Source organism: Bacillus sp. FSL W8-1141 (genome assembly GCF_038593205.1).
Classification (GTDB): domain Bacteria; phylum Bacillota; class Bacilli; order Bacillales; family Bacillaceae; genus Bacillus; species Bacillus altitudinis.
Genome location: NZ_CP151973.1, coordinates 1,842,248 through 1,854,868 on the forward strand (window position 1 = coordinate 1,842,248; position 12,621 = coordinate 1,854,868).

General features: G+C 42.8%; 10 protein-coding genes. 4 read left to right on the forward strand and 6 right to left on the reverse strand.

The window, feature by feature from the left end; genetic code table 11:
• Positions 1–9: 9 nt before the first annotated feature.
• Together pfkB and NSQ52_RS09315 are read right to left on the reverse strand one after the other, a co-directional pair.
• Positions 10–924: a 1-phosphofructokinase gene (gene pfkB / locus NSQ52_RS09310; protein WP_041092776.1), complete on the reverse strand. Its 915-nt coding sequence runs from the start codon at positions 922–924 to the stop codon at positions 10–12.
• Positions 925–1,054: 130 nt separating this feature from the next.
• Positions 1,055–1,831: a MurR/RpiR family transcriptional regulator gene (locus NSQ52_RS09315; RefSeq protein ID WP_007499235.1), complete on the reverse strand. Its 777-nt coding sequence runs from the start codon at positions 1,829–1,831 to the stop codon at positions 1,055–1,057.
• Between the two features lie 161 nt (positions 1,832–1,992).
• On the opposite strand from NSQ52_RS09315, the gene NSQ52_RS09320 reads away from it, so the two are divergent.
• Entirely contained in the window at positions 1,993–3,399 is a 1,407-nt protein-coding gene (locus tag NSQ52_RS09320) for a phospholipase D family protein (RefSeq protein WP_144680445.1), read from the forward strand.
• Positions 3,400–3,411: 12 nt separating this feature from the next.
• Here NSQ52_RS09320 and NSQ52_RS09325 read toward each other — a convergent pair whose 3' ends face one another.
• The 3 genes from NSQ52_RS09325 to NSQ52_RS09335 are packed head-to-tail and all read right to left on the reverse strand — an operon-like array spanning position 3,412 to position 5,044.
• Positions 3,412–3,897 carry a DMT family transporter gene (locus tag NSQ52_RS09325; protein WP_039167841.1) on the reverse strand — a complete coding sequence of 162 codons (486 nt, stop codon included), beginning with the start codon at positions 3,895–3,897 and terminating at the stop codon, positions 3,412–3,414.
• Positions 3,898–3,918: 21 nt separating this feature from the next.
• The gene (locus NSQ52_RS09330) at positions 3,919–4,605 is read right to left on the reverse strand and encodes a Crp/Fnr family transcriptional regulator (protein ID WP_144680446.1); all 687 of its coding nucleotides are present in this window, start codon (positions 4,603–4,605) and stop codon (positions 3,919–3,921) included.
• Positions 4,606–4,618: 13 nt separating this feature from the next.
• Positions 4,619–5,044 carry a DMT family transporter gene (locus NSQ52_RS09335; RefSeq protein WP_008343684.1) on the reverse strand — a complete coding sequence of 142 codons (426 nt, stop codon included), beginning with the start codon at positions 5,042–5,044 and terminating at the stop codon, positions 4,619–4,621.
• A 212-nt stretch (positions 5,045–5,256) separates the two neighbouring features.
• On the opposite strand from NSQ52_RS09335, the gene NSQ52_RS09340 reads away from it, so the two are divergent.
• From NSQ52_RS09340 to cysI, 3 genes are all read left to right on the forward strand, one after another.
• The gene (locus NSQ52_RS09340) at positions 5,257–6,684 is read left to right on the forward strand and encodes an aldehyde dehydrogenase family protein (RefSeq protein WP_135008810.1); all 1,428 of its coding nucleotides are present in this window, start codon (positions 5,257–5,259) and stop codon (positions 6,682–6,684) included.
• Positions 6,685–6,897: 213 nt separating this feature from the next.
• Positions 6,898–8,709 carry an assimilatory sulfite reductase (NADPH) flavoprotein subunit gene (locus NSQ52_RS09345; protein WP_144680448.1) on the forward strand — a complete coding sequence of 604 codons (1,812 nt, stop codon included), beginning with the start codon at positions 6,898–6,900 and terminating at the stop codon, positions 8,707–8,709.
• A 33-nt stretch (positions 8,710–8,742) separates the two neighbouring features.
• Positions 8,743–10,461 (forward strand): assimilatory sulfite reductase (NADPH) hemoprotein subunit, encoded by a 1,719-nt coding sequence (gene cysI / locus NSQ52_RS09350; RefSeq protein WP_326242467.1) that lies wholly within the window; start codon positions 8,743–8,745, stop codon positions 10,459–10,461.
• Between the two features lie 223 nt (positions 10,462–10,684).
• Here the strand turns inward: cysI and NSQ52_RS09355 are convergent, their stop codons facing one another.
• On the reverse strand, positions 10,685–12,619 hold the full coding sequence (locus NSQ52_RS09355) for an AMP-binding protein (RefSeq protein WP_342474086.1): 1,935 nt from the start codon (positions 12,617–12,619) through the stop codon (positions 10,685–10,687).
• Between the last annotated feature and the right edge of the window lie 2 nt (positions 12,620–12,621).

The following is a 12,621-nucleotide window of genomic DNA, read 5'->3' on the forward strand; positions in this document are numbered from 1 at the left end:
AACTCCCCCTTATATGTTCTGAATGTGTATTTGCTCAATTAATGAATCAATGTCATGTAAATCACTTAACCCTTTTGAAAAGGCGGTAGATGCCCCTGTTGCAATGCCGTAGCGTAAGCATTCTTCATGAGGTTGTCCTTCCAGCTGTTTACTTAGGAATGCAGCGAGCATGGCATCACCAGAACAAGCCGTGTTTACGACCGTTCCTATTGGTGCATTTCCTTTTAATACGGCTTCGTTTGTAAGGAATAGAGCTCCTTCCCCTCCTCGGGAAATGAGTACTTGCTCTGCACCCATCTCGATCAGCTTTCGTCCTGATTCAACGAGTTCTGTTTCTGATAAACGGTGGGTTTTTCCAAAAAATGCGGCTATCTCTTCTTCATTTGGTTTTAGTAAATATGGTTTGTATTGAAGTGTTTCTAAAACCGCTTTAGAGCTTGTGTCTAAAATAAATTTCACGTTGTTTTGATGACAAATAGCGGCTATCTCTGAGAAAATGCTAGCAGGAACGCCTTTAGGCAGACTGCCTGACATAATGAAGATGCTGCCTTTTGGAATGGTCGAGATTTTTTCGCGAAACGCATCAAGCGCTTTTGCCTCAATAGCAGGTCCTTGATTCACAAGTTTGTATTCTTCCGTTGTGTTAATAAATACATTAATGCGTGTAATCCCATCCACTGGGATAAAATCGGTTTGAATGGAGAGATCGTTTAACGATTGTTCAATATATGAACCTGAAAACCCAGCAATAAATCCTAATGCAGTGCTGGTGAAGCCATATTTCTTTAGCATAATGGACACATTAACACCTTTTCCATTCGGCTGATAATCCTCATCTTCCGTGCGGTTGACTGTATCTGCCCGCATTTCTTTTAATGCAATATATAGGTCAATAGCAGGATTTAAGGTGCAGGTATAAATCAATTGGTTTCACCTTCTTTCTTTTCTCTAAAGAAAGTATCTCATACGATTCAGTGAAAATGTTTTCAGATTGTGTAAAGGTTTTCACGGTAAAAAGCCCCCCATCATAAAGTGTGGAAGGCTTTTTGAGTGTTTATTTCATCCGAATCACATAGGCGTCTAGTAAAATGCGGGCAATGACATGAAGCGACAGGCGGGACCTGACTTCATAATCTGGGAAGAATGATTGTTCCCCTTTATATCCGACAAGTGTCATATCTGATATTTTACTTAATGTAGAATCAATTCTAGTTGTGACCGTAATGGTCGTGACCTGCTTCATACTGAGGTTTTGGCAGGCTTCCACTAGTTCTGACGTTTCTCCATTTAATGAAACAAAGATGGCAAGTTCGTTTTTATCAATGTCACGCGATTTGAGCCGAATGATATTCGGGTCGTCATGAACTTCACATGTTTTTCCGATGAGCTGCAATTTGATGGTCATCTCTTTGGCGATCATCTCTGAAAAGCCTCTGCCAAAAATATAAATTTTGTCCGCATCATGGATCTTTTGAACCGCATCCTCAATTTGCCCAATACTTTGCAGTTGAATCGTCTTTAAGACCTCTTCTTCATTTTTTCGAATGGCTAGTTTGATGTCTTCGTCAATATTTTTTAGTTGATCACTATCATCTGTCATTTTCTTTTCTTGTTTCAATCGATATTTAAAGGATGTATAGCCGTTGTATCCGATTTTCTTCATCAGTCTGACAATGGTCGCTGTCGACACGTTGGCTCTTTCACTTAATGTGACGATGGATAAGGTGGAGATATCCTCTAAATGCTGGTGAATATAATGCAGTAAATAACGTTCTGTTTCACTTAACGTTTGGTACACATCACTCGGTATATTAAATAATGGTTCATTCAATGCGATTCCCCCTTACTCATTTCATACTATAATTAAATGCCCTATGAAAACAAGGTGATTCTTTTATCCTGTATTTTTCATTGGGAAAGCTGGATGAGTGAAATTTTGTTTTTAACATAAACTAAGAAAAAGAACGGTTTGTGTGAAAGGAGTTGATCACTGTGCTTCAATTCTTGTTTTTTCTGATCCTTTTATATGTGGTGTATGTATTTTTGACCGCATTTGTCTTGTTTTATTTACCGTTTCAAAAAACATGTAAAGAACATTGCATCTATAAAGCCTCTTCTATCTCAGGAGACGACCAAGGCATAAATCAAGTCATGCTGCTTGATGACGGATTTGAATCAGGTCAAGTGAGAGTTCAAATGATTCGAGAGGCTGAAAAGAACATTCGTTTGAGTTATTATTCCATTCAAAAAGGAAAAACCGCCGAATGGGTGCTTGGTGCTTTAATTGAAGCGGCTGATCGAGGAGTAAAAGTTCAGCTGTTGTTAGATGGCATTTGCCATAGCCTGCGTGGACCGCTGAAGCATTTGCGTTATGCTGTGGCGAATCATCCGAATATGGCCATTCGTTTTTATGAGCCTTTTCGTTTGTTCAAGCCATGGACGTGGCATAACCGCCTTCACGATAAGCTTCTTTTGGCAGATGGCAGGGTCGCTGTCATGGGCGGCAGAAATATTGGTGATAAATACTTTGCAGATCAGCCGCCGAAAGACTTTGCGTATGACCGAGATGTGCTGCTGTACAACGCCAAAAAAGGAAAAGTATTAGATGAAATGGAGCAGTATTTCGTTTATTTGTGGAATCATGATTTTACGAAAAGAACAAAAGATGTATTTTCCAAGGCAAAAGCGAAAAAAGGAAAAAAGTTAAGAAAACAGCTGCTTCGATCTTATCAGGAAGCCATTCGTACAAAAGAACCCTTTGTCATGTCCACATATGATTGGGCAAAAGACGCCATTCGTGCAAAACAGATTGCATTTTTCACAAATCCAGTGGAACGCTTAAATAAACGTCCGCTCGTCTTGAAAAAGTTAAACGATCTCGCACAGCGGTCAAAGCGTTCGGTTCTTATCCAGACGCCTTATGTCATACCGACACGGCCAATGAAAGACGGACTCACGCCATTACCAAGTGATATTCAAACGACGATCGTGACGAATTCTCTTACAGCGACACCAAACCCTTTAGCATTTGCAGGATATTTAAGCACGAAAAAGGAATTGATGAAAACAGGTGTTCATTTGTATGAATATCAAGGTCCGTATTCAATTCACGCCAAATCAATGGTCATTGATGATAACTTAAGTATTATTGGAACATATAATCTAGATGCAAGATCCAGCTTTTTAAATACTGAATCGATTTTGGTGATTGATAGTGCACCATTTGCGTTATCTCTTACGGAAGCAATCGAACGAAAAATCGCTTATAGTGTTCTCGTAGCGAAAGATCGAACAGAATATAAAGCAAGCGACTATGGACAGAAAAAAAAGCCTTTCATGAAAAGGCTCCTTTTAACTGGTTTATCTACCATAACGGTTTTATGGCGGCGGTTGATTTAAATAAAAGGGCAGCTACTTTTGTGGCAGCCCTTTTTCTCTGGACTGCTCCTCTTCTATTGGTTCAAGCTTGGTTAACTTAAATACGAGGATTCCTGCCACAATGACAAGTACACCTAATAATTTTGTAAAAGAAAATGTTACTTTTTCTAACCCAAGCCAGCCAAGCGAATCAAATAGAAGCGCACAACCTAGCTGGGAGGTGAGAACAATCGAGATTCCATAAGTGGGACCGAGACGTTTGATGCTCTGAACAAGACAGATGACAACGCCTACCCCGATGGCTCCGCTTATCCAGTACCAGGCTTCCATATGCCTTAATTGAAACATGCCGGTTCCTTCTAACAAAAGACCCATCAGAAGTGAAGCGATAAAGCCCATTCCTAGAACTAGCGTCGTTGTTGACCAAGAGCCTGTATGCTCATTGACTTTACTATTAAAAATGGTTTGTAAGCTGACAAGTGCCCCAGCAGTGACAGCTAATATTATTCCTATGATCATATATAAGTCCCTTCGTTTCTTCTATTCATAAATGTTGTGTTCTGCTATTTCTAAAAGCCCTTTTTGATCACAAATCGTAATCTTTCCTCTTCGCCTTTCAATCAGCCCTTTTTCTTGGAACTGCTGAATGACCCGATTAATATGGCGGTAGCTTGTTCCAATTAAGCTCGCTGCATCCGTGAGGCGAAGCGGCCGTGCGCGTGCGTCATCATCACTTGTTAAAACAGACAATAAATAGCTTGCAAGCCTGACCTCTACAGGGTATAAAAGGTGAAAGCTTAAATCATTTGATTTTGTATAAAATTTGTTTGTGATGCCCTTGAGCAAAAAGGTTAAAACTCGAGGATCGTCCTTTGCATGCCGCATGAGGGCTTGATGAGAAATCCTGAGCATATGTACTTCTGTAACGGCTTCAACTGTATTGACCATATCTGTCTGCTGAACGTATTCAATATCTCCAATCGCTTCAAGAGGGTTTTTAAAGCAAAGAATAAATGTTTTTCCTTCCTTTGTGGTGGTGAAAATCTTTAATTTTCCTTTCACCAGCAAGTACATATACTCCCTTTTATCCCCTTTTGAACAAATCAGCTCACCTTGCTGATAGCGCCACAAGCTCACATGTGAGATGAGTTTTTGATGAAAGACATTCTGTAACTGATGCGTCTTCATATAAGAGGAAAAAAGAGATTCATCATGCAGCTCCTCCATCTGATGCCCTCCTTTATAGTTTTAAGATGATGACGCCTGCAATCATTAAAAAGATGCCTGCATAATGGGGCCATTTCATTTTTTTCTTCTGAACACCAAACCATCCTTTTGCATCGATGGCAAAGGTAAACGCAAGCTGTGCGATAAGTAAAGCAGCGATGGTGAGTGTCACACCAATGATTTGAATGGCAGTGACCTCATTAAAGATAATAATGGCTGCAAATGCACCTCCAATTAAATAAAGCGGCTGCACTTTTTTGTATTCCTTAAAGTGGCCATCCCGTACGATGAGTAAAATGACGAGAGAGATGATAAACCCTGTCAGCTGCGTGATCGTTGCCGCCTGCCACGTCCCGATATCTTGACTAATTCTGGCGTTGGCTACGCCTTGCAGTGTAATACAAGCTCCTCCTAATAATGCAAAAATAACACCTTTCATTCGTTCAAAAGCTCCTTCTTTTTTCAGTCTAGTTCCATTAAATGATAGATGCCCTCATGTTGAAAAGGACATATGTCCCACTTTGCGTATTATATCAGAAACTTTTTCTCATGCAGTTTCTCTGTTTTAGATTTTTCACAGTGGGTACAGTTTTATATGAGCTGAAAACAGAATATTGGATTGAATCACATATAAAAAGGAGACATGGCAGAATGAGAAATCAAGAGAAACACTTTATTAATGGAGAATGGGTCGCATCAACAGGAAACGAAACGACGGAGGTCATTAACCCTGCGACAGAGGAAGTCATTGGCACCATTAGTTTAGGAACGAAAGAAGATTTAGATCAAGCTGTCAAAGCAGCTCGAGCCGCCTTCCCTTCTTTCTCAAAAACATCTCGAAATGAACGAGTAGAAATGCTGGAAAACATTGTGCGCGGGTACGAAAAACGCAAGGATGAACTTGTAGAAGTGATGACAAAAGAGCTTGGTGCACCGCTGAAAGTGTCCGAAGAAGTTCATTACAAAATGGGTTATGAACATTTTTCTAAAGCAGCGGAAGCACTGAAATCTTATACATTTACCGAAGACCGCGGTGGACATACGATTATAAAAGAGGCGATTGGTGTCAGTGGATTGATTACACCGTGGAACTTCCCGACGAATCAGACATCTCTTAAAATTGCGGGTGCCATTGCGGCAGGCTCAACAGTTGTCTTAAAACCAGCGGAAATTACCCCTTTTGCTGCGATGATTCTTGCAGACATTATTGATGAAGCAGGTGTACCGAAAGGAGTCTTCAACTTAGTAAACGGAACGGGTGACGTGATTGGTGACGGCATTAGCTCACATCCTGATATTGACTTCGTTTCATTTACAGGATCAGGTGCCGTCGGCTCTAAAATTATGGAAAACGCAGCGGACAATGTGAAGAAAGTAGCACTTGAGCTTGGCGGAAAATCCCCTCTTATCGTCTTAGACGATGCAGATGTGGACGAAGCAGCAGAAACAGCCATTCATCATATTGCGATGAATACAGGTCAAGTGTGTTCTGCAGCTACACGTGTGCTAATTCCAGAATCAATGAAAGACAAGTTTGAAAAAGCGCTGCTGAACGCCCTGCCGAAGTTTACAGTTGGTGATCCGAGAGAAGATCACGCTACTGGCCCGCTTGTTTCTAAAAAGCAGTGGGATACGGTGCAATCTTATATTGAAAAAGGAATCGAAGAAGGTGCTACCCTTCTTGCTGGGGGAACTGGAAAGCCAGACGGAATCGATAAAGGATATTTCGCCAAGCATACCATTTTCACCAATGTGAAAAATGATATGACCATTGCGCAAGAAGAAATCTTTGGGCCAGTCATGAGTGTGATCACGTATCAAGACCTCGATCATGCCCTTGAGATCGCCAACGATACAGTGTATGGTCTTGCCGGGTATGTTGTTGGTCAAGATGAAAAAACGTTAAAATATGTCGCTGAACATATTCGTGCCGGTCAAATCACCATTAACAATGCTGAAACAGATTACTTTGCCCCATTTGGAGGCTTTAAGCAATCAGGTATCGGAAGAGAATGGGGAGACTTCGGTATCGAGGAATATTTAGAAGTGAAAGCTGTGATGGGACTTCCAACGGCGTAAGTCAGGCGAAAAAGAGGAAAACGGTGATCCGTTTTCCTTTTTTTGTGCCCTCTCCCCTATTCATCCGTGTTTTGTCATTAGAAATCTTAATCATGACAATCAATATTATATATTTTACTTAATGGCAAACTTTCGGTAAAGTTCAAATTGAACCTATATATATAATTCCTATCGAATTAATCTATGTTTATATTCCTTGTGAGGTGGATATTGTTGCAACTTCATGTATTGAACAGTCCGTTTAGCCAGGAGCAGGCAGAGTTACTCAATCAGCTGCTTCCGACTTTAACAGATCAGCAAAAAATTTGGCTTACTGGTTATTTATCAGCGCAGGCAGCGCTTGCCGGCTCAGAAGCTGTCACTCCGGTGCCTTCTGCCGCAGCATCTGCCCAGCCTGTGAGCAAAGATGTGACCGTGCTTTATGGGTCGCAAACAGGCAATTCCGAAGGGTTAGCAAAAAAGACAGCCCAGCATCTTGAAGAGAAAGGCTTTCAAGTGACGCTCTCTTCTATGTCCGATTTTAAACCGAATAATCTGAAAAAAATAAACAATTTACTGGTCATTGTCAGCACACATGGCGAAGGAGATCCGCCGGATAATGCCCTTTCGTTCCATGAATATGTTCACGGCAGACGTGCGCCAAAGCTCGATCATTTAAGCTTTTCTGTCCTTTCATTAGGTGACAGCTCATACGAATTCTTCTGTCAAACAGGAAAAGAATTTGACGAACGCTTCGAAGAGCTTGGCGGTACACGCCTGTTTGACCGAGTGGACTGTGACCTTGATTATGATGAGCCGTTTTCAGAATGGCTTCAAGGTGTTGCCTCTTCTTTGAGTGAAGGTGAAGCTGTCTCACTGCCGCAAGAATCAGCGGGAGCTAACAATCAAGCCGTTTCTGAATATTCAAGAACGAATCCTTTTTATGCTGAAGTTCTTGAAAATATCAACTTAAATGGGCGTGGATCTAATAAAGAAACACGTCACTTAGAGCTTTCGCTTGAAGGTTCAGGTCTCGTGTATGAGCCAGGTGACAGCCTTGGCATTTACCCGACAAATGATCCTGCGCTTGTCGACGAACTGATTCAAACATGCGGGTGGAATGCAGAAGAATCCGTCACCGTTCATAAAAATGGAGACACTCTTCCTTTAAAAGACGCACTCACCTCGCATTTTGAGATCACGGTTTTAACAAAACCACTTCTTCAAAAGATCGCTGAACTGACAAAAAGCGAATCCTTGCATGCCCTTTTAGAAGAAGGAAACGAAGAAAAACTGAAAGAATATATCGCAGGCCGGGACTTAGTAGATGCGGCTCGTGATTTCGGTCCTTTTGAAGGAACCGCCGCAGATTTCACGTCCATTTTAAGAAAAATCCCTGCACGCCTTTATTCCATTGCAAGCAGTCTCAAAGCAAATGACGAAGAGGTTCATTTGACGATAGGGGCTGTCAGATATGATGCGCACGGCAGAGAACGCCAAGGTGTCTGTTCGATTTTATGTGCAGAGCGCCTGCAGCCAGGTGATACGTTACCTGTTTATATTCAGCACAACCAAAACTTTAAGCTTCCTCAAGATCCAGATGCACCGATCATTATGGTAGGACCAGGCACAGGCATCGCCCCTTTCCGTTCATTTATGCAGGAGCGTGAGGAACTGGGTGCAAACGGAAAGTCATGGTTATTCTTCGGTGATCAGCATTTTGTGACGGATTTCTTATACCAAACGGAATGGCAAAAGTGGTTAAAGGATGGCGTCTTAACGAAAATGGACGTGGCTTTTTCAAGAGATACTGAGGAAAAAGTATATGTCCAGCATCAAATGAAGAAACAAAGCAAAGAATTATTTGAATGGCTTGAGCAAGGTGCTTACGTGTATATTTGCGGAGATGAAAAGCATATGGCGCATGATGTCCACAATACCCTTCTATCCATTATTCAAGAAGAAGGTGCGATGAGCAAAGAAAAAGCAGAAAGCTATCTTGCCAACTTACAGCAGCAAAAACGCTATCAGCGTGACGTTTATTGATTTGATGCTTGAAAGAAAGGAGCTTTTACTTACATGGTGAAGACAGCATTAACAGCGCCGGATGGACCTCCGAGCGACGTAGAGGAAATCAAAGAAAAAAGTGATTATTTACGGGGTACGTTAAAAGAAGTGATGCTTGATCCGATTTCAGCGGGAATTCCGGATGATGACAACCGTCTGATGAAGCATCACGGCAGCTACTTACAAGATGATCGTGATCTGAGAAATGAACGACAAAAACAAAAGCTTGAGCCTGCCTATCAATTTATGCTGCGTGTCCGTCTGCCTGGCGGAATCGCCACATCTAATCAGTGGCTTGTGATGGATGAGCTTGCTCACAAATACGGAAACGGTACGTTAAAGCTGACGACTCGTGAAACCTTTCAGCTTCACGGTATTTTAAAATGGAATATGAAAAAAACCATTCAAGACATTCATTCTACTATGCTTGATACAATTGCTGCTTGCGGCGACGTGAACCGGAATGTCATGTGTACATCAAACCCCTATCAATCAGAAGTGCACCATGATGTATACGAGCTGGCGAAAAAATTAAGTGATGACCTGCTCCCGCAAACAAGAGCTTATCACGAAATTTGGCTTGATGAGGAAAAGGTTGCGGCAACGCCAGATAAGGAAGTTGAACCGATGTATGGTCCGCTTTATTTGCCAAGGAAATTCAAAATTGGTGTGGCGGTCCCTCCTGCTAACGATATTGATGTCTTTTCGCAGGATTTAGGCTTTATTGCCATTATCGAAAACGATCAACTGGTCGGTTTTAATGTCGCAATTGGCGGCGGAATGGGTATGACGCATGGTGATACAGCGACTTATCCGCAGCTTGCAAAGGTCATCGGCTTTTGTACACCTGAACAGGTCGTAGAAATTGCCAAACAAGTCATCACCATTCAGCGTGACTACGGAAACCGTTCCGTGCGAAAAAATGCCCGCTTTAAATATACGGTGGACCGCCTTGGTCTTGAGAATGTAAAAGAAGAGCTTGAGCGCCGTCTTGGGTTTACTCTTTTAGAGGCAAAGGATTATCACTTTGATCATAACGGTGACCGTTATGGCTGGGTAAAAGGCATTAATGGCAGATGGCATTATACGATGTTTGTAGAAGGCGGACGCATCACAGATTATGATGATTATCCGCTGATGACAGGCATCCGCGAAATCGCCAAGGTTCATACAGGTGACTTCCGTTTAACAGCCAATCAGAATTTAATCATTGGGAATGTGACAACTCATAAAAAGAAACAAATCGAACAGCTCATTCAGAAGTTTGGTTTATCAGACGGCCAGCAGCACTCTGCCCTGCGCCGCAGCTCAATGGCTTGTGTATCTTTGCCAACTTGCGGCTTAGCGATGGCTGAAGCAGAGCGCTACCTTCCTCGATTGATTGATAAAATCGAAGACATCGTTGAAGAAAACGGATTAAGTGATAAAGAAATCACCATTCGAATGACTGGTTGTCCAAATGGCTGTGCTCGTCATGCGCTTGGAGAGATTGGATTTATCGGAAAATCACCTGGTAAGTATAATATGTATCTTGGTGCCGCATTTGATGGCAGCAGATTAAGTAAATTATACCGTGAAAATGTGGGTGAGGAAGACATTCTAAAAGAACTTGGCTCTATTCTCCCCCGCTACGCAAAAGAACGAGAAGAAAATGAACATTTCGGCGATTTTGTCATTCGGGCAGGGATTGTGAAAGAGACAACAGATGGAACGAATTTTCATGTGCAATAAAAAGAGACAGGAGCCATCCTGTCTCAGATTGTTGACAAAGGGCTAAAATGAACTTTATTTTAGCCCTTTGTCTTCTTTTCAGCGTGATAGAAAACCTTTGCAGCCCTAGGAAGGACGAGCATCGGCGCGGAGCGAATTTGACATTCGTGAGCACCGAAGCGCAGGACTGACACCGAATGCGAGGGTTTGTCTACACGCTGAGACAGGAACCATCCTGTCTTTTTTATTTTTTCTGTTTCTTATTCAAGTATTCGGTCAGACTCTTATATACATTTGGATTGTCTAATGAAGATAGATCGGGTGAAAGCTGCTCTTCATACGCCCCTTTAAGTAAACGTCGTACGATTTTTCCATTCCTTGTTTTCGGCAAAGCTGAAATGAGATGAACTTCTTTTGGTGTGAGCGCTTTTCCGGCATGTGAACCAACATGGGCTGAAAGCTCTTGGATAAGGGCAGCTTCTTCAAAAGCATGCGGACTGGTCACGATGAAACAGACGAGCGCCTCCCCTTTCACCTCATCCTTTACCCCAATCACAGCGGCTTCATGCACGGCAGGATGCCAGGTAAGGATGGATTCAATTTCAGCTGGCCCGATGCGTTTCCCTGCTGTATTAATGACATCATCCGATCTGCCGGTGATGTGGAATTCTCCGTCCTCTGTTTGCATGACCCAATCTCCGTGTGTCCATACACCGTCAAATCGTTTGAAATACGTATCTTCATAACGCTCCGGTTCGTTCCAAAAACCACATGTCATGCCGACCCATGGCTTTTTCACCACAAGCTCCCCTACTTCATTCATCACGCTTTGCCCAGCTTCATTGTATACATCTGCCGCCATTCCTAAGATCGCCGCATTAAAGAGAATCGGTTTGATGGGGCGAAGCAGCGTACTGCCTACAATGCCACCAGAAACCTCGGTTCCTCCTGAATAATTTAAGATTGGAATGTTCTTTTGACCAATGGTGTGAAATAACCATTGCCACGGAGCTTCATTCCATGGTTCCCCTGTAGAAATAATGGCTTTGACATGCGATAGTTCGACCCCATCAATCGTTTGCTGCATCGCAGAACGAACAAATGTAGGGGAAAGCCCAAAATGAGTGACTTTCTTCTCGTGGATGAATGACCAGAGCTGCTGCTCATCTGGATAATCGGGAGCGCCGTCATATAAAACGATGGTAGCTCCATTGATCAAGCCGCCAAAGACGAGGAATGGCCCCATCATCCAGCCCATATCAGTCAGCCAAAACAGCCGGTCTCCTTTTGCCACATCCATACATAGCCCGGCATCAAAAGCTGCCTTTATCGGAAAGCCTGCGTGTGTATGAACGGCTCCCTTTGGTGTGCCGGTTGTGCCTGACGTATACAAGATCATCAGCGGGTCTTCATTTGTGACATAGGTCGCGCCGGTGAACGGCTGTTCTTTTAACAAATCATTCAGCAGGACATCGTCCTGATATCCGGTATGAGAGGAAGTGTGCACAATCACTTTTTGCACAGTTGTGGTTTTGTTGATGGCATCAGCCACACATTCCCGCATGTTGATCGTTTTCCCTCGCCGCATCATTTCATTCGCTGTGACGACAATGGATGCGCCTGACGCACGAATGCGTACAGCGAGTGGCTCGCTTCCATAGCCTGAGAAGACTGGGCTGAAAATAACACCAATCTTTGCAAAGGCAAGCATGACGGCGACCGTTTCTGGAAGCATTGGCATATAGATGATGGCTACATCCCCTTTTTGAAGTCCTTCTTTCAAAAAGCCAGTTGCAAGACGGCTCACTTTCTCTTGAAGTTCGAGAAATGACCATCTCTTTTCTTCACCGGCTTCATTGCTCCAAATGATGGCGAGCTGATGCCTCGTCTCTTCTTTTTCTGCCCATTTGTCCACAGCCGTTTCGGTGATGTTTAGTGTGCCGCCCTGATACCATTTCGGCCACATCAATGAGTGGTGACCTAATGCCGCTTCATATGGTTTTTTCCACTGAATGCCGACTGCCTTCTCCGCTTCTCTCCAAAACCAGTCTGTGCGATCAATACTGGCTTGATAGAATGAGTCATACGTAGAAAAACCAAGAGATTTCATCCACTGATGCAAACGTGTTTTTTGGCTCTGCTTTTCTTCCGGTATCCACTCTGGTTTCTGGTTGATCATGA